Origin of the sequence: Pedococcus bigeumensis, from assembly GCF_039531795.1 — a bacterium.
In the GTDB taxonomy this organism is placed as follows: Bacteria; Actinomycetota; Actinomycetes; order Actinomycetales; family Dermatophilaceae; genus Pedococcus; species Pedococcus bigeumensis.
The window spans coordinates 518,671-535,746 of record NZ_BAAAQS010000005.1; the positions used below are offsets into that span (position 1 = coordinate 518,671).

Consider the following 17,076-nt stretch of genomic DNA (forward strand, 5'->3'; position numbering starts at 1 on the left):
TGACCACCAGACCGCAACAAGTCGAGGGTGAGGGCCGTCAGCGGCGGGTCGGCAGGTGGGTCCGCGGCGCCATCCTCGGACCCCGGCGGGGCCGGGCCGCGCCGGACAGCTCGAGCAGGTGCTGCACGCGGTAGCGGTGACCGCGGTAGGGCTCGAGCAGCTCGGCGAGGACGTCGTCGTCGCGGGCCTCGCCGAGCAGTGCCCAAGTGAGGTTCTTGGCCACGTGGTAGTCGCCGAAGCTCACGGAGTCGGGGTCACCGAGGGCGCGCTGGGCCACCTCGGCCGCCGTCCAGACCCCGATGCCCGGCACCGACCGCAGGCGACGGTGCGCCGCGTCGAGGGGTAGCCCGGCACACTCCTCCAGCCGGCCGGCCACCCGCGCCGCCCGCATCACCGTGCCCGACCGGGCACCGTCGACCGATGCCGCGAGCCAGTCCCAGGACGGGATGGCCGCCCACTCCTGCGCCGTCGGGGCGACCCACAGCCGACGCTGCTCACCGGGACCGGGCGCCCGCGCGCCGAACCGGTGGACCAGCCTGCGGTAGCCCCCGAACGCCTCCTGGCCGGTGACCTTCTGCTCGATCACCCCGGGCACGAGCGCATGCATGACGAGGCCGGACCGCGGCACGTGCCACGCGGCATACCTCTTCCACGCCTTGGCGACCAGGGGGTGGTGGGCCACGAAATCGCTGTCGTCGTCGCCCTCCCCGAGCAGCGGGGGCACCTGGTCGAGCGCCCAGCCGGCGCCGTCACCCCAGGCGGTGGCGACGACCTCTCCGACGTCGGAGCGCTGGACGAGGCGCAGGGTGGCGGGGCCGGCCGGGGTCGGCAGGCCCAGCCACCACCCGTCGCCACGGTCGGGCTGGAACGTCGGGTCACCACCTCCGCGACGGAAGATCGAGATGATCAGCCCGACCGCAGTCGCCCTCCCGGGACGCCACACACGGGTGGTCTCGGCGGTCGGGGACATGCCGCCAGTGTCGCGCGTTGGGGTGACAGAGTCCGCAGGCGGGCCACGTAGACTCTGCGCGACCCGCCCCCGAACGACCCCGAGGAACCTGTGGCAAACAAGCGCGTGAGCCAGGACCGCAAGGCCCGACTGGCCGAGATCCAGAACCAGCAGAAAGCCAAGGAGCGCAAGGTCGTCGCCGGCATCGTCGTCGGCTGCCTCGTGCTGCTCGCCGGCCTGACGGGGGTCGTGCTCTTCGCGATCAACGACGCCAAGGCCAAGCAGCTGCCGGCCCTGGGTGTCTCCGTGGCGGCCGCCAAGTGCGACCCGGTCACCACCGACGCCGCGACCGGTTCCGGCGAGCACGTCGGGCCCGGCACGCAGAAGCCCGACCAGACCTCGGTGCAGTACTCGACCGTCCCGCCGAGCAACGGCGCCCACTTCGTCAGCCCCGACGTCAGCGGCCGTGACTTCTACACCGCCAGCGACCGCCCCGTCCTCGAGACGCTGGTCCACAACCTCGAGCACGGCTACACGATCCTCTGGTACGACGGCACCAAGGTGAAGGACACCAGCCTCCTCAAGGACGTCGCCGACCAGGCCAACAAGGTCGCCGAGACCAGCGGCAAGTTCAAGGTCGTCGAGTGGGACCCCAGCCGTGGCGCCTTCCCCGCCGGCAAGCCCTACGCCCTCTCCCACTGGGCCAAGGACGCCGGTCACCGCCAGCTCTGCGGCGACCTCTCCGGACAGGTCATCATCGACTTCGTGAAGAAGTACCCGAAGACCGACACCCAGGAGCCGGGCGCCGCCTGACCCGCCCGGCCCGCCTTCCCCTGGCCCGACCGCGACGCACGGGTATGCCGCCCGCTCACCCGAGCGGGCGGCATACCTTTGTCAGGTCAGAGGTGGACGGGGCTGAGGCGCAGCGCCGGACCCGCCGGGGCCGCGTCCTTGAAGGCCGCCCAGATGTACGTCGGGGCCAGCGGTGCGGCCACCTCGAGGACCCGACCCGGGACGCGGGACACCCACGCCGGGATCTGGTCGGTGCCGGCGAAGGCCGCGCTGTCCGCGAGCACCGGGAGGGTGTAGTCCCAGACGTCGAAGGCGCCGAACAGCCGGCGGAGCCCGGCCCGCGAGTAGTAGTGCTCGTAGTAGTGCTCGCCGCGACCGGTCAGCCGCATGTAGCGGTCGGCGGCACCCTGGGGCAGCCAGGACAGGAACGGCAGCTTGTAGTGCGGCTCGACGACCTGGTGCCGGTGACCGATGCCCAGGTAGAGCACCCCGGTGGGGCTGAGGACGCGGTGGATGTCGGCGACGACCGACTCGGGGTCGACCACGTGCTCGTAGATGTGGTTGAAGACGACGACGTCCATCGACCCGTCCTCGAACGGCAGTGCCTCGCCCCGGGCCAGGCTGAACTCCACGCGCTCGCCGAAGCGCTCGCGCGCCGCGACGAGTCCGGGCTCGTCGATGTCAACCCCGGTGGTGTGCGCCCCGGCCAGGGCCAGCTCGTCGGCGATGAAGCCCGCCGAGCACCCCACGTCGAGGGCGCGCAGGCCGGTCAGGTCGTCACGCCCGAGGGCGTGCCGCACGACGGCCAGGATCTTCTGGGCCTTCTGGCGGCGCTTGCGCTCGTCGAGCATCGCGCCCATCAGCTCCGAGTAAGCGAGCTGCTCCTCCCGACCGGCACCGCGGGGTGGCCCGTTGGCGCCCGCGGCGCCCGCGCCCTCGGCGGTCACGAGCGGGACCCGTCGGCCGGCACGTCGGGGTCGACCTCGATGTGGTCGTGCTGGCGCTCCTGCGGCGACGTGACCAAGTGGTGCGACCGCGCGTAGAGCCAGCCACCGAGGGCGAACACCACGTCGGCCGCCACGGTGAGGAACCGCGAGATGACGACCACGGCGGTCGCCGCGGAAGTGGAGGTCACCGGGGCGAGGATGAGTACGAGCACGCCCTCGCGGACCCCCACGCCGGCCGGCAGGATCACGCTGAACATCGCGATCGACGACGCCAGGGCGAAGCCCGACAGGCTGGCGAGCACGAGCTGACCCGTGCCGGTGTCGGCGCCGATGGCCCGCGCCAGCACCAGCACGTGCAGGCCGGAGGAGACCCAGGCCGCGATGAAGTAGAGGGTGGCGGCGAGGACGGCGCGGCCGGAGAGCCGGTGCTCGAGCTGCTCGCGGCGCAGCACCCGCAGGACGGTCGCGATCCCCCAGTTGAGCAGCGGCGGCCAGAGCACGACGGCCAGCAGCGGCACCGCGAGCAGCAGCGCCCAGCCGGTCCGGGCCGCCGAGTCGTCGCGGGTGATGAGCAGGGGCAGGGCGGGTGCGCCCACGATCAGGCCGCAGATGGCCGCCATCGCGACCGAGACGAACGCGACGACCGCCGAGCGCTTGCGCGGGATGTGCAGCCGGGCGCCGATCTCGGCCTGCGCGACGATGCTCCAGACCGCGCCGGGCACGTACTTGCCCAGCTGGCCCACGAAGAAGATGCCACCGGCCGGCGCGAGGTGCAGCGGCGAGCCGAGGTCGGCCATCAGCACCCGCCACCCCAGCACCGTGAAGACCGGGGGCAGGCAGACGAGGACCGCGGCCAGCACGAACGTCGCGGCGTCGATCCGGCCGATGTCGGCGGACACCTCGCGCCAGTTCTTCGCGACAGCCACGGCGACGGCCGCGACGACCAACAGCGCCAACAGGATCCGCAGCCCGCTGAAGAGGCGGGCGCGGCGGGTGGCGGCGGCCTTGGTGGTGGCCGACGGGGTGGCGGGGGCCGGGGTGGCGGCTGGGGTGGCGGACGGGTCCTGGGCCATGTCAGCGCCTCCGCAGGGTGAGCCGGAGCAGCCCGTATGCCGCGTCGGTGCGGGTGGACGTGTCGGAGGCCGACCGCATCCGCCCGGTGATGTCGCCGTCGAGGTCGCCGACGAGCACGAACCCGAAGTCGTGGGACCGGGCCAGGACCGCGCGCACGTCGGCCGGCCCGAGGGCGCCCTCGGCGCCCGGGTGGCCGATCGGCAGCGTGACGCACAGCAGGCCACCGGACTTCAGCGCCCAGGACGCCTGGCTCATCGCCTCGTCGATGTCGTCGACGTCGCACCCGCCCGGGTGCAGCCGCACGATGACGTCGAGCGAGGCGGTGTCGACGTCGAGCACCTCGACGCTCGAGCGGTGGCCGGTGAGCTCGAGCTCCACCGGTGCGAAGCCGATGGCCCGTGCCCACCGGGACAGGGGTGACCTGCTCCCCGACTCGTCGACGATGACGGCGCTGCGGCGGCCGTCGTCGCGGACCCGGAGGATCGCCGCCAGCGCGCCGAGGGCGGCCCAGGCGGCGATCGCGTCGCCACACCGCGGGAGCCCGAGGCTCCGGGCGAGGGCCTTCGCGTCGTCGGCGTCGTGGGCGTCGGCGAGGACGTCGGACGCGCGCACCCAGTCGGGCAGGTCGGCCCGTCCCAGCTCGACCTCCGGCCGGGACGCGGCGACCACGGCGCGGACCGTGCTCGCGACCCGGTGGCGCAGGTGGCCCGCGACGGCCGCAGCACCGGTGGGGGTGTCAGCCTCGTCCGCGTCGTCCGGCTCGGTGGCCGTCTCCACGGCGGCGAGCGCCTCGATGGTCCCGACGTAGCGCGCCCAGGGCCCGGACAGGTCGGGCGGGCGCACCTGCGCCCGGAGCCGGTCGGCGACGCCCGGCTCCGCGAGTCGCTGAAGGGCCGCCACCAGCGCGGCCTTGTCACCCGGTGGCACGAGGATCCCGTCGACGCCGTCGCGCACCTGGCCGCCGAAGGTGCCGACGTCGGAGGCGAGCACGGGGAGCCCGTGCTGCTGGCCGAGGAGGGCGTTCTGGGAGGCGGTCGCGCTGCGGTAGGTCAGGGCCAGGACGTCGTGGGAGGCGAAGAGGGGCGCCAGGCGGTCGGCCGGCACGTAGCCGCTGTGCACCTCCACCCGGTCGCGCAGCCGCGGGTCCTGGGCGAGCTCCTTGACGCGTTCGCCGCTGGAGCCCCACATCTCCCCCGCCACCGTCAGCGTCGGACCGGGCACGTCGGCGAGCGCCTCCATGAGCAGGTCGACGCCCTTGTAGTCGCGGACCATCCCGATGGCGAGCAGCCGCGGCGGCCCGTCGTGCTCGACGCGGTCGACCGGGGCTCCCCCCGGGAGGTGGGGTGGCAGGTCGGTCACCGAGACCCGCGGCGCCCCCAGCTCGTAGGCCAGCCGGGCCTGCGCGTCGCTGTGCACGAGGACCGCGTCCACGCGCTCGAGGAACTGCCGCATCAGCTCGCGGTCGCCGGGGTGCGTCTCGTGGGGCAGGACGTTGTGGGCGATCACCACCGTGCGCGGGCCGGGGTGGCGGACCGACCGCTGCACGGAGCGGCGGCCCACACCGGCGGCCCGCAGCAGCGTGAGGTGGGCGGGCACGACGGCCGGGATGACGTGCACGACCACGACCACGTCGAAGCCGCGCAGCCGTCGACCGGTGCGCACCCAGGTGTCGGGGCGGGCCCAGCTCAGCGCACGGACGGTGCGTGGGAACGGCTCGACGTCGGGAGCCCCGCCGGGCACGGCCTGCTCACCCGGGTAGAGCTTCGAGGGGTAGAGGTGCGACCACGACACCAGCGTCACGTCGTGGCCGGCCTCGGCCAGCTCGTGCGCGAGGCTCGTGGTGTGCGCGGCGACGCCGCCCTTGTAGGGATGTGTGGGACCCACGACCGCCACCTTGAGGGCGGCGCTGGGGCTCATCGGACGCCCCCGGACCGCCGACCGCGCGAGCCCCCGCGAGCCAGCCACCCGGCATACCGGGTCGTGCTCACACGCCTGTCCGGGAACGCACGACGAGGTCGGAGAGCAACGCCAGCGAGCCGATCATGATGCCGCTGACGATGAGCAGCACCGTGCTCGCCGGGAAGTAGAACGGGTGGCGCACCATGTCGACCACCGCCTTGAGCACCCCGATGACGACGAGCCACAGGGCCGGCGGCATGAGCACCTTGAGCGGGTCGAAGTACATCACCATCCGCAGCACCTGGAGGATGTAGCGGTAGGCGTCGCGGACGAAGTGGAACTTGCTCACGCCGGCCCGCTTGGCGTAGCTCGTCGGGACGTACTTGACGTCGTGCTGGTTGGACAGGAACGCCAGCGTGATCGTCGTGACGCAGCTGAAGCCGGGGGGCAGCAGCCGCAGGTAGGGCAGCGACACCTCACGCCGGAACGCGCGCAGGCCCGAGTTGAGGTCGGGGATGGTCTGGTTGGTGAGCTTCTCGGCGATCTTGCGGATCAGCCACTTCGCCGGCACGCGGGCCCACTTGTGCGTGCCCTCCTCGGTGGTCCGGGCGCCGACGACCTGGTCGTAGCTCGGGTCGTCGCGCAGGATCCGCACGAGCTCGGGAATCCGCTCGTTCTCGTAGGTCATGTCGGCGTCGGTCCACACGACGATCTCGCCGAGGGCCTGCTGCGTGCCGATGCGGCGTGCGGTGCCGCTGCCACCGTTGCGGCGGAACGGCATGACGCGGATGTTGGCGTAGTCGCGGCTGGCCTGGTGGAGCACCTCGAGGGTGTTGTCGGTCGAGGCGTCGTCGATGCACAGCACCTCGTAGGTGAACTCGCTGGAGTTCATCGCCTCGGTGATGCGGTCGATCTCCTGGAGCACGTGCTCGCCCTCGTTGAAGCAGGGCAGGACGATCGTGACGTAGGGCTTGCCGTGGCCGGGCTCGCCCGGTCGCGGGGCCGGGGTCGGCGCGACCGCCGGGAGGTATGCCGCGTCGGACGGGTGCATGGGCGCCTGCGGCTCGTTCACCGGCTGGGTCACCGGCTGCGGTTGGGTCACCGGCTGCGGCTGCGTCTGCGGGGGGTCGACGGGAATGCGCTCCGTGACGGGGGCGGCTGGGCCGGTGCTGGGGTGCTCGCTCATCTCGCGAGGAGCCTACCCGTCACCCCACTCCCCCGTGCCCACCCGCGCCGAGGCCCGTTGTTCGGAGGATCCGCCCGGCCAGGGCGCTGCAGATCTTCCGAACAACGGCGTGGACTCAGCCGCCGACCACGCAGCCGGTCCGTCGGCAGCGACGTGGGCGTCCGGCCCAACCCCGACCAGCCAGGATCGCGGCGATCTCGGCAGCCGTCCTGCAGGGCTCGAGCACGACGTCGGCGTAGAACACCCTGGTGGTCAGCCGCTCCGTCACCAGGAGCTGCCGGTCCCGGCGCCCGTCCCTGACCCGGTCGGCCCATCGCTCGTGCCCGAGACGTCCGTCCACCTCCACGATGAGCCCGAACTCGTCGTAGCCGTTGTCGTGGTAGCGCCGCGCCCCACGATCCGAGGGTGCCTGGCGGATCGCCGTCGGGAGGCCGTGCGCTCGCTCGACGTCGCGCACGTAGAGGACCTCGGTGCCGCTCTGCCCACCAGCGCCGACGTCGGCCAGGGCGGGGCGCAGGATCCTCGAGTGGCGGTGGCCGGCTCGCGCCGCCAGCTCCTGCGCGACCTCGGCCGTGGTGACGACCTCCTTCTGGACCGCCCGAGCCACGATGGACAAGGCGTCGAGCGGCGACCCGGTGGCTGCGACATCCAGCACCGTCGCGGCCGCGGTGGTGCGCCACGGATAGGCCAGGTCATGGACGACGGCGTCGAAGCGAAACGCCCGCCGGATCCGCACACCCTGCGGAGCCACCACCCGGCATCGCTCGGGTATGACGACCTCGACCACCGTGGGCGGCGTGCGCTCGATCCCCCACAGGTATGCCGCGCTGCGCCCACACAGCGCTGCGTCAGCCACCCGGGCGCCCGAGAGCGCGAAGAGCAGGGCGGCCATGGCGCGACCGTCCCAGTCTGCGCGCCCCGGCTGGGTGAGGAACACCCCTGGGTGCACCCGGGTCCAACGCCCCGACCTCACCCGCCACTCGATGGAGGCGACCGACAGGCCGGCGGCGAGGCACTGGGCCCGGGTCAGCAGGTCACACTGCTCGTCAGCGCGCCGTCGCAGCACTCCCCAGTCGACCGGCACGGGACCACGGTGGCGTGCACCCGGCAAGCGGCTCCCTCGTTGTCCACAGGCCGCGTTGTTCGGAGGATCCGCCGCGTCCTGGTCGGGCGGATCCTCCGAACAACGTGGGGTGGGGCCAGACCGGGGACCGACCGGGGGCGGTCTGGTCGGCTCGGGTGTGGAACGGTGGGGTCGTGGACACACAACAGGTGCTCGAGCTGATGAAGACCGTCGCTGCCGAGGTCATCACTCCGCGGTTCCGTTCGCTGGCCGACGGCGAGGTGATGGAGAAGAACCCGGGTGACCTCGTCACGATCGCCGACCAGGAGTCCGAGGCGATCCTCACCCGCGAGCTGTCGGGGGCCTTTCCCGGGGCGTTCGTCCTCGGCGAGGAGGTCACCTCGGTCGACCCCACCACCCTCGACCGCTACGTCACGGCCGAGCACGCCTTCACCGTCGACCCGGTCGACGGCACCAAGAACTTCGTCCACGGCTCCCCCGACCACGCGGTCATGGTGAGCGAGGTCGTCCGTGGCGAGACGGTCCGGGCCTGGATCTGGCAGCCCGAGCACGAGGTCGCGTGGGTCGCCGAGAAGGGTGCCGGCGTCTACCGCAACGGCGAGCGCGTCGTCCGCGAGCCCGTCGCCGACGGCATCCCCCCACGCGGGGTCACGTCGATCTGGCCGTTGCGCGGCCACTCGCTGGGGTCGATGCCTGCCCTCGTCGGGTCCTGGGTGTGCTGCGGGGTCGACTACCCCCGTCTGATGGAGGGCGCCACCGACTACATCCTCTACGCGCGCAACAGCCCCTGGGATCACTCGCCCGGCACGCTGATGGTCACCGAGGCCGGCGGCTTCGCGGGCCACACCGACGGAACGCCATACTCACCAACGGTTCTCACGCCCGGCATCATCGTGGCCGCCGACCGTGGGACGTATGCCGCCGTGCGCCGCCACGCCTCCGACGCCTTCGCCAAGCGCAGCTGACCGGCGCTCGCCGCAACCTCGCACCATGACCTCGAGGACGTGGGACCACACCGAGGTATGCCGCGTGGTCACCCTCGCGCGCGACCCCGCCGCCTTGGGTGCCGCGGTGACGGTGGCGCTCTGCGGCCACTGGGAGCACGACGGTCCCTCCGCGACGAGGGGTACGAGCTCGTCAGCCCCCGGATGCGGCGCGAAGACCTGGAGCGCGAGGTTACCGCCGCGCTGCAACACCACCAGCTCGGTCCACGGTGCGCTCTGGACGACGAGGTCTCCCCGCGCCACGCCCTGGGCGAACGCGGGTGAGGCAAGCACCTCATAACGGTCGGGGCCGTGCACCGCGACGAGGATGCTCTCGTGGACCGGCTCCCCGCTCGACTTCTGCCCGACGGGGACCTCCAGCGTCTGGGCCTCGGCTTCGTCAGGTGACAAGGCGACCCTCGACGTCCTCGGGCCACGCATCCGCACCCCCGTGACGCCCCTCCCAGTAGTTACACACCCGCAGCAGGAACTGCGGGCGTGTCGCCAGCATGGTCACGGTCGTCGGGAACTGGTCGTGGTCCTCCCGGAGCACGAAGCGCTCTCCCTCGACCCCGGCGACCCGGGCCAGTCGGTGGCTGCCTTTGTCAGTCACGATGAGCACACTCTGCCGACCCGTCCCTACCGCCGCTCACACTGCCGCTCACACTGTCGAGGAACGGGTGAGGTCGAAGTACTGCGCGTCCTCGGCCTCCAGGCGGGCCGACAGGCAGTCGTAACCCTCGACCCTGAGGAAGTCCACCTCACGATCGGAGAGAGGCACTCCCTGCAGCCAGTGGATGTCCTGCGCGATCCCTTCCAGGGTCACGGTGCCCAGTCCGCTGAAGGCGAACGGCTCGGCCCACATCAGGTGCGGCGTCGTCGTCGAGGGGACGTACTCGCGCACCACATCGGGGAACACGACACCCGGCGCAGCCAGCCAGCCGGACTTGAGCACGTTGAAGGCCGACGTAGCGACCATGTTGGCTGCCACAGCGTGCTCCCGGCGGACGGTCACCATCAGCTCGACGCGGAGGTCCGCACCGTCGAGCCGGTTCACGACGGCGTGCAACGACGCCGTGGAGAAGGTGCTGAGAAGGGGCCCAGGCGACCCGACCGCCTCGACCACGGCCACGGCGTGCTCCTCCGGTTCGTCGTAGTACGCGCGGGTCGAGCAGCCGCCACCCAGACGACTCTTCAGGAAACGCGAGACGACGGGCCGGGTCTCGGGCAGTGCGGCACGGTCAGCCATCGGCGTCGTCCGGGCACGGCGACACCGTCGCTCGGTGTTCCTGCTGGGTCGGGCCGGGCACGCGGCAAGTATGCCTTCTCAACCGAGCCGGCCGAGGTAGACACGGATCGGCAGCTCCACCAGGGATTCCGGGCGCCGCTCGAGCAGCCGGTCGTCCTCCTGGACCCGGGCGTCGACCGCCACGACCGCACCCTTGAGCCCGAGCCGCTGCAGCCCGTCGGGAGAGTCGGCGGCCACCAGCACCACCCGACCGCCCTTGGCCTCCACGGCCCGCTGCACCTGTTGGACCGCGGCTCCCAGCCGGGACGGATCGTTGCGCAGGCCCGACGTCGTCGAGAGGGCGTTGACGCCGCAGTAGCCACGCAGCACCTGGGGCCACTCGTTCGCCGCCCTCGAGTCCACCATCAGGGCGACGTCCCCCGGACGCATGGCTGCGCAGACGGTGTCGACCGCGGCCCACTCGCCCAGCTCGACCCGCTCGTCGGCGTGCGGACGCGTGGCGAGGGCGGTGGGCACGAGGAGGGCGGCCGCGATGGCCACGCTGACGGCGACGTTCACGGCATACGGGAGGCGCTTGGTGGGCCACCGCGAGACCATGGCCGCGCACGCCACGGTGAGCACCACGATGGTGGGCAGTGCGATGACCAGCCGGCGGTCGGCCCATGGGTGGTCGGGTGTGATGCCGGGGCGGTAGAGCGTGAGCAGGGTCGAGCCGATCGCGACGACGGCCGGACCGGTCCAGCTCGGGAGCTCGCGGTCGTCGACCCACGCAGACGCCGCACGGTGCGCGAGCACTGCCGTCGCCACGAGCGCGAGCCCGAGCGCGACCGGCCCCACCCACCACGCCAGCCAGGCCACCGTGTGCTCCGCATAGGTGCGCCCACCGTCCACGGTCAGGCCCTGCCGCGCCTGCAGACCGGCCACCACCCGCGCCCCCGGGTCGGCGGCCGACTGGCGCACCACCTGCCACCACGGCCGGCTCGCGAGCACCAGGCCCACGAGGACGAACCCGCCGGCGAGCAGCCGCGCGAGCCAGGCCCGGAGCACGGCGGGCAGCGACCAGCCACGGGCCGAGCCCCAGAGCAGGACGACGCCGAGCAGGCACGCCGCCACACCCATGGCGACCAGCGGGAGGAGCGAACCGGCGATGCTGCCGAGGTACTCGCTCGAGGTGAGCCAGGTGACCCCGAACGCGACGGCGGTCGACACGGCGGTCGAGACCCCGAGGACCCTGGCGTGCGACTGGCGCTGCAGGGCCGCCAGGACCACGACGGGCACGACCAGGACCACCTCGCGCAGGGCGTCGACGCGGATGACGATCGCGCCACCCATCAGGACCCCGGCCAGGACGGCGGCGCGCCGGGCCATCACGACCTCGGGGAAGGCCGCGCCCCGGGCGGCCACCACGAGGGTGAGCAGCCCCGCGGCGAGCACGGGCAGCGACACGGGTTCGGAGTACGTCGAGCGGGCGACGTGGAGCAGCGGGAAGAGCAGGCCGGTGCCCAGCGCGGCGAGCGGCCCCCACCGCGGCCCGACGACCGTGGCGGCGAGCAGTCCCACACCCAGGACCGTGAGGCCGAACAGGATCGCGGGAGCCCACGCGGTGCCTGCGGGTCCGGCAACCCACCACGCGACGGAGTACCAGGCGGAGGCCCCCACCGGGAACTGCGGCTGGATGCTCGGCTGCTGTGGCGTGCCCGTCGCGTAGAAGGCCGGGCTGGCCAGCGTGATGCCGTCGATGGCCAGCACGTCGGGCCCGCCGACCGAGTCGGGGCTCACCTCGATCGGGCGGGAGTGGCCGCCGGCGAGCTGGATCGCCGACTGGAGGTAGGACCCGGAGTCGCGGCGTGGGAGCACCTGCTCGGAGTGGGTCACCCCGGCCCAGGCGGTGGCCCCGACGGCCAGCACGACGAGCAGGGCCGCCGACCAGACCGGCAGGGGGCGCACCGGCACGAGGGCCGCGCCGAGCCCGGCCACCACCGCCAGCACCAGCAGCACCGGCCCGGCGACCCACGGGCTCCAGAGCCCACCGAGCGACAGGAGGGCGGCGGCGAGGGAGCCGAGGACGAGCCACAGGGCGGCGCCCACCACCGTGCGCGTCACCAGCCAGCCACCCCAGGCCTCGCCCCTGCGCAGCGGGAGGTCGCCGGGGTCGGGGGCATAGGGGTAGCGGCGGGACTCGCGGCTGCTCACAGGCCGCAACGCTACTGCCCGGCGGGGCCCGGCCCGCGCACCCATGAGATGTGAGGTCGGCCGTGGTCTCGCGATAACCTCACGGCCATGCCTGACGACACCACGAAGTCCGGGGAGACCACCACCCCGCGCACGGTCATCACCTTCGGGACCTTCGACGTGCTGCACGTCGGGCACATCCGGATCCTCAAGCGGGCCGCCTCCCTCGGCGACCGGCTCGTCGTCGGCGTCTCGGCCGACGCGCTGAACGAGGCGAAGAAGGGCCGGGCCCCGGTCTTCTCGCAGGACGAGCGGCTCGAGATCATCGGCAGCCTGAAGTTCGTCGACGAGGTCTTCGTCGAGGAGAGCCTCGAGCTCAAGCGCGACTACATCGTGGAGCACAAGGCCGACGTCCTGGCGATGGGCGACGACTGGAAGGGCCGCTTCGACTTCGTGTCCGACCTGTGCGAGGTCGTCTACTTCCCGCGCACCCCGTCCGTGTCGACGACCGAGCTCATCGAGCACATCGCCAACACCGCCTGATGCCGGCCACCCCCGCGGAGGTGCTCGCGGCGATGCTGCGGTCGGACCCGGGCCGCCCCCGGGTCACGTTCTACGAGGACACCCCCGGCCCGACCCGCGGTGAGCGCATCGAGCTGAGCGCCAAGGTGCTCGCCAACTGGGTCAACAAGGCCGCGAACGCCCTCCAGGAGGAGTGGGACCTCGCGCCCGGGTCGCACGTCCGGCTCGTCCTGCCCCCGCACTGGCGCTCGCTCTACTGGGCGCTGGCCGTCTGGTCGGTCGGCGCGACCGTCGTCCTCGACGACGGCGACGCCGACCTCGTCGTCACCGACGACCCGACGATGGCCACCCCGGCTCCCACGCCGTCGGTCCTCGTGACCTTGGCCGCGCTGACCCGCGGCGCAGCCGTTTCCGTCCCGGCCGGCGTGATGGACGAGGCCAAGGAGCTGGCGACGTATGCCGACCAGTTCAGCCCGTGGGACGAGCCGGCTCCCAGCGACCCGGCCGTCACCGGGGCAGGCGCCGACGCGGCATACGACTCCGTTGTCCCGCAACGAAACTGGGCTAGTGGCAGTCGCGTGCACACCGCGGACGACACGCTTGCCGAGGTGCTGGCGACGGCTCTCGGCGCGTGGGCGGTCGATGGCTCGCTCGTGCTGTCGCGCGGACCGGCGCCCGAGGGTGGTCGGGCCGCACGGCTGGCCTCGGAGGGCGTGACCCTCGAGGTCTAGCCGTCGATCGGGGTGGCTCAGTGCCCCTCACGGCGTCGCAGCTCGGCCTCGAGGGCCTGCCACGTGAGGGTGGCGACGACGCCGGTGCGAGCCAGCTTGGCGCGACCTTGGAGGGCCTTGACGGCAGTGGCGGTCGCGGGTCCGAACGCACCGTCGGCCTTGACCCCCAACGCCTTCTGCAGCGCCGCGACCGCCGTCCCGTGGGAGCCCGTCCTGAGGACGGTGCCGTAGTAGGCGCGCAGCGGGTAGTCGCGGTGCTCGAGGGCCTGCCAGACCTTGCTGTCCGCCACTCCGGTCTGGGCCAGGTGGTGCGACCTCTGGAACGCCTTGACCGCCGCGGTCGTGCGCGCCCCGAAGGCACCGTCGACGGCGAGGCCACCGAGAGCCCGTTGGAGCGTCTTCACGGCGGCGCCGCGCGAGCCGGCCTTGAGAACGGTGGACATCAGGGCGGTGTACGGCGTGGCGACCCGGGTCGTGCCCCGCGACGCGGACGTCGTGGTGCCGGTGCCGCCCATCAGCGCGGTCCAGGTGCTCGGGCCCACGATGCCGGTGGCCGGCAGGTTGCGACGAGCCTGGAAGGCCTTGACCGCACCTTCGGTCTGCGGGCCGAACGCACCGTCAGCGGTGATGCCGAGCGCCTTCTGGAGGGCGACGACCGCGGCTCCCCGCGAGCCCTTCTTCAGGGTCAGCTTCGCGTAGGCCGCGAGCGGGCTCGAGGAGGTGGTGACCGGCGGCTTCGTCGGGGTCGTGACCGGCGTCGTGACCGGCGGCTTGGCCGGCGTCGTGACGGGCGGTTTGGCCGGGGTGGTCGGCGTCGTCGCCGTCCCCCGCGGCGGGATCAGCTTGAGCGCCACCATCTTGGCCCAGGTCGCGGGGTCCAGCTGGCCGGTGACCTTGACGCCGTGCGCGGCCTGCCAGGTCTTCAGGGCGGCCGCGGTCTTCGGACCGAAGACGCCGTCGGCCGTGACGCCGATGACCTTCTGCGCCAGCACCACGTCCGGTCCGGTCGCGCCCTGGATGAGCAGGGAGTAGACGGCCGAGGGGGTCTGCGGCGGAGTCGTGGGCTTGGGCGCCGAGGCCGGGCCGGGGCTCACCGTCGTGAGGGCCTTGCCGGTCCACCAGGAGGTGCGGGCGTAGGCGCCGTCCCACGAGAAGGAGAAGTGGATGTGGTCGGTGTGCGGCACCGGCCCGGTGTAGGGAGCCCATCCACGGGCGGGGTCGTAGGCACGCCACATCTTGTGGTTCCAGATGATGTACATGATCCCGAACCGGCGAGCCATCGCCCCGGGACGGCCCTGCGCGTCGGGCGCCGACAGCCACTGCGTGACCGAGTCGGCGATGGCCTTCTCGTTGGGCTTGTTGACGCTGAGCATCCAGTCCCAGGCCCGCCCCTCGGAGTGCTCCGTGAGGCCGCTGTTGCAGTTCCGCGTGATGCCCCACTCGGAGGTGCCGACCTTGTAGTGGCTCGACATCAGCGTGGCGAAGGCCACGACGCCCGGCTTGGCCTGCGGGTCGCAGAGCCGCTGCGCCTGGTAGGGAGGGGCGACGTCGAGCGCGGACGGCAGGGTCTTGGTCGGGGGCTTGGGCAGGGTGGCCGCCTGGGCGGACGCCATCCCGACGGGGACGGTGAGCACAGGGATGGCCAGGACGCCGAAGGCACGCACGACTCGCGACACGAGAACTCCACGGGGGACATGGCGCCTCGGATCCCGAGCCGCCGTACGAGTTGGACACCAGCCCCAGGGGTCACGTGCGGAGCAGGCAGGACATTTGTCCCACCAGTGCACAGCCGTAACAAGCGGTTCGAGCGAACTACAACCACGGAATTCGCCCCTGCCTCCCCCGAACAGGCCCCCCGCGAGCACGCGCCCATGTGGGATGAGCACGCGGCACCCCCCGGACTGTGGGGAGGGACCACGCAAGGCGACTGCGAGCGTCCGGCTAGAGTCCACGCCATGGACAAAGTCGTCTCCACCGCGGCCGAAGCCATCGACGGGATCGTCGACGGCTCCTCCCTCTCGGTGGGCGGGTTCGGGCTCTGCGGTATCCCGAGCGTGCTCATCGCGGCGATCCACGATGCGGGGGTGAAGGACCTCGAGGCGATCTCCAACAACTGTGGCGTCGACGACTGGGGCCTGGGCATCCTCCTCAGGGACAAGCGGATCCGCCGGATGGTCTCCTCCTACGTCGGGGAGAACAAGGAGTTCGAGCGCCAGTACCTCTCGGGTGAGCTGGAGGTGGAGCTGACGCCCCAGGGCACGCTCGCGGAGCGGCTGCGCGCCGGCGGGAGCGGGATCCCCGCGTTCTACACCGTGACCGGGGCCGGCACCCAGGTGGCCGAGGGCGGGCTGCCCTGGCTGTATGCCGCGGACGGCACCGTCGCGAAGTCGTCACCCGCCAAGGAGACCAAGGTCTTCGAGGTCGACGGGCACGACAAGGAGTTCGTCCTCGAGCGCGCGATCGTCGCCGACTTCGGGCTGGTCCGCGCCTGGAAGGGCGACCGGCACGGCAACCTCGTCTTCAACCAGAGCGCCCGCAACTTCAACCCGCTGGCCGCGATGGCCGGGCGGGTCACGGTCGCCGAGGTCGAGGAGCTGGTCGAGCCCGGCGAGCTCGACCCCGACCAGGTGCACCTGCCCGGCATCTACGTGCACCGGGTGCTGCCACTGACGCCCGACCAGGCCAGGGACAAGCGGATCGAGCGCCGCACCGTGCGCCCCCGCCCCGACGCCGGGTCTGTCGGCGCCGGCGCCGGCAGCGAGAGCCAGTCGTCGACCACCAGCCAGGAGGCCTGAGATGGCACTGACCCGTGAGCAGATGGCCGCCCGCGCGGCCGCGGAGCTGTCCGACGGCTCCTACGTCAACCTGGGCATCGGCCTGCCGACACTGGTCCCCAACTACGTGCCCGACGACGTCGAGATCGTCCTCCAGTCGGAGAACGGCATCCTCGGGGTCGGCGCGTATCCCGTTGACGGCGAAGAGGATCCAGACCTGATCAATGCCGGCAAGGAGACGGTCACGCTGCGCCGTGGCGCGTCGTTCTTCGACTCGGCCACGAGCTTCGGCATGATCCGTGGCGGCAAGGTCGACGCCGCCATCCTGGGCGCCATGCAGGTCTCGGCCAAGGGCGACATCGCCAACTGGATGATCCCCGGCAAGATGGTCAAGGGCATGGGCGGCGCGATGGACCTGGTCCACGGCGCCAAGAAGGTCATCGTCCTGATGGAGCACAACGCCAAGGACGGCTCCTACAAGATCGTCGACGAGTGCTCCCTCCCCTACACCGGCCGCGGCGTCGTGCAGCGGATCATCACCGACCTGTGCGTCTTCGACGTCACCGACGCCGGCCTGGTGCTGCGTGAGCTCGCCGAGGGCGTCACCGAGGACGAGGTCCGCGAGAAGACCGAGCCGGACTTCACCGTCGACCTGACAGCTTCATAGGCATCACCGCCACGGCACCACCTCGGCAGCGCCATGGCTGCCTCGCG

At 72.4% G+C, this 17,076-nt stretch carries 17 protein-coding genes; 6 read left to right on the forward strand and 11 right to left on the reverse strand.

The window, feature by feature from the left end:
• Positions 1 to 37: 37 nt before the first annotated feature.
• Positions 38 to 970 (reverse strand): DNA-3-methyladenine glycosylase family protein, encoded by a 933-nt coding sequence (locus ABD262_RS18130; protein ID WP_344139211.1) that lies wholly within the window; start codon positions 968 to 970, stop codon positions 38 to 40.
• A gap of 90 nt (positions 971 to 1,060) precedes the next feature.
• Here ABD262_RS18130 and ABD262_RS18135 point away from each other — a divergent pair, with 90 nt between their 5' ends.
• Positions 1,061 to 1,762 (forward strand): DUF3105 domain-containing protein, encoded by a 702-nt coding sequence (locus tag ABD262_RS18135; protein ID WP_344139213.1) that lies wholly within the window; start codon positions 1,061 to 1,063, stop codon positions 1,760 to 1,762.
• A gap of 86 nt (positions 1,763 to 1,848) precedes the next feature.
• Here ABD262_RS18135 and ABD262_RS18140 read toward each other — a convergent pair whose 3' ends face one another.
• The 5 genes from ABD262_RS18140 to ABD262_RS18160 form a co-directional block, all read right to left on the reverse strand.
• Positions 1,849 to 2,688: a class I SAM-dependent methyltransferase gene (locus ABD262_RS18140; protein ID WP_344139215.1), complete on the reverse strand. Its 840-nt coding sequence runs from the start codon at positions 2,686 to 2,688 to the stop codon at positions 1,849 to 1,851.
• A complete protein-coding gene (locus ABD262_RS18145; protein ID WP_344139217.1) occupies positions 2,685 to 3,761 on the reverse strand; it encodes a lysylphosphatidylglycerol synthase domain-containing protein in 1,077 nt (358 codons plus the stop codon). Before ABD262_RS18145 ends, ABD262_RS18140 begins: the two co-directional genes overlap by 4 nt.
• A gap of 1 nt (position 3,762) precedes the next feature.
• Positions 3,763 to 5,679, reverse strand: a complete 1,917-nt coding sequence (locus ABD262_RS18150) for a glycosyltransferase (RefSeq protein ID WP_344139219.1) — start codon at positions 5,677 to 5,679, stop codon at positions 3,763 to 3,765.
• 67 nt (positions 5,680 to 5,746) lie between these two features.
• Positions 5,747 to 6,847: a glycosyltransferase family 2 protein gene (locus ABD262_RS18155; RefSeq protein ID WP_344139221.1), complete on the reverse strand. Its 1,101-nt coding sequence runs from the start codon at positions 6,845 to 6,847 to the stop codon at positions 5,747 to 5,749.
• 115 nt (positions 6,848 to 6,962) lie between these two features.
• Entirely contained in the window at positions 6,963 to 7,931 is a 969-nt protein-coding gene (locus ABD262_RS18160; protein WP_344139223.1) for a type IV toxin-antitoxin system AbiEi family antitoxin domain-containing protein, read from the reverse strand.
• Between the two features lie 173 nt (positions 7,932 to 8,104).
• Here ABD262_RS18160 and ABD262_RS18165 point away from each other — a divergent pair, with 173 nt between their 5' ends.
• Positions 8,105 to 8,896, forward strand: coding sequence for an inositol monophosphatase family protein (locus ABD262_RS18165; RefSeq protein ID WP_344139225.1), 792 nt, complete (start codon positions 8,105 to 8,107; stop codon positions 8,894 to 8,896).
• On the opposite strand, the gene ABD262_RS19650 is transcribed toward ABD262_RS18165, so the two are convergent.
• From ABD262_RS19650 to ABD262_RS18180, 4 genes are all read right to left on the reverse strand, one after another.
• Positions 8,795 to 9,355 carry a DUF4265 domain-containing protein gene (locus ABD262_RS19650; protein ID WP_425564896.1) on the reverse strand — a complete coding sequence of 187 codons (561 nt, stop codon included), beginning with the start codon at positions 9,353 to 9,355 and terminating at the stop codon, positions 8,795 to 8,797. The two genes, ABD262_RS18165 and ABD262_RS19650, sit on opposite strands and share 102 nt — an antisense overlap.
• Positions 9,315 to 9,527 (reverse strand): hypothetical protein, encoded by a 213-nt coding sequence (locus ABD262_RS18170; RefSeq protein WP_344139227.1) that lies wholly within the window; start codon positions 9,525 to 9,527, stop codon positions 9,315 to 9,317. Before ABD262_RS18170 ends, ABD262_RS19650 begins: the two co-directional genes overlap by 41 nt.
• A gap of 48 nt (positions 9,528 to 9,575) precedes the next feature.
• Positions 9,576 to 10,163, reverse strand: a complete 588-nt coding sequence (locus ABD262_RS18175; protein ID WP_344139229.1) for a suppressor of fused domain protein — start codon at positions 10,161 to 10,163, stop codon at positions 9,576 to 9,578.
• A 78-nt stretch (positions 10,164 to 10,241) separates the two neighbouring features.
• The gene (locus ABD262_RS18180; protein WP_344139231.1) at positions 10,242 to 12,356 is read right to left on the reverse strand and encodes a hypothetical protein; all 2,115 of its coding nucleotides are present in this window, start codon (positions 12,354 to 12,356) and stop codon (positions 10,242 to 10,244) included.
• A gap of 87 nt (positions 12,357 to 12,443) precedes the next feature.
• Between ABD262_RS18180 and ABD262_RS18185 the strand changes: the two genes are divergently transcribed.
• Complete coding sequence (locus tag ABD262_RS18185; protein ID WP_344139233.1) at positions 12,444 to 12,878, forward strand: FAD synthase family protein; 435 nt, start codon at positions 12,444 to 12,446, stop codon at positions 12,876 to 12,878.
• Positions 12,878 to 13,588: a TIGR03089 family protein gene (locus tag ABD262_RS18190; protein ID WP_344139235.1), complete on the forward strand. Its 711-nt coding sequence runs from the start codon at positions 12,878 to 12,880 to the stop codon at positions 13,586 to 13,588. Before ABD262_RS18185 ends, ABD262_RS18190 begins: the two co-directional genes overlap by 1 nt.
• A gap of 17 nt (positions 13,589 to 13,605) precedes the next feature.
• Here ABD262_RS18190 and ABD262_RS18195 read toward each other — a convergent pair whose 3' ends face one another.
• Positions 13,606 to 15,264, reverse strand: a complete 1,659-nt coding sequence (locus ABD262_RS18195) for a peptidoglycan-binding domain-containing protein (RefSeq protein ID WP_344139237.1) — start codon at positions 15,262 to 15,264, stop codon at positions 13,606 to 13,608.
• Between the two features lie 279 nt (positions 15,265 to 15,543).
• Here ABD262_RS18195 and ABD262_RS18200 point away from each other — a divergent pair, with 279 nt between their 5' ends.
• Together ABD262_RS18200 and ABD262_RS18205 are read left to right on the forward strand one after the other, a co-directional pair.
• The gene (locus ABD262_RS18200) at positions 15,544 to 16,383 is read left to right on the forward strand and encodes a CoA transferase subunit A (protein ID WP_344139239.1); all 840 of its coding nucleotides are present in this window, start codon (positions 15,544 to 15,546) and stop codon (positions 16,381 to 16,383) included.
• Position 16,384: 1 nt separating this feature from the next.
• Positions 16,385 to 17,029, forward strand: coding sequence for a CoA transferase subunit B (locus ABD262_RS18205; RefSeq protein ID WP_344139241.1), 645 nt, complete (start codon positions 16,385 to 16,387; stop codon positions 17,027 to 17,029).
• Positions 17,030 to 17,076 lie beyond the last annotated feature (47 nt).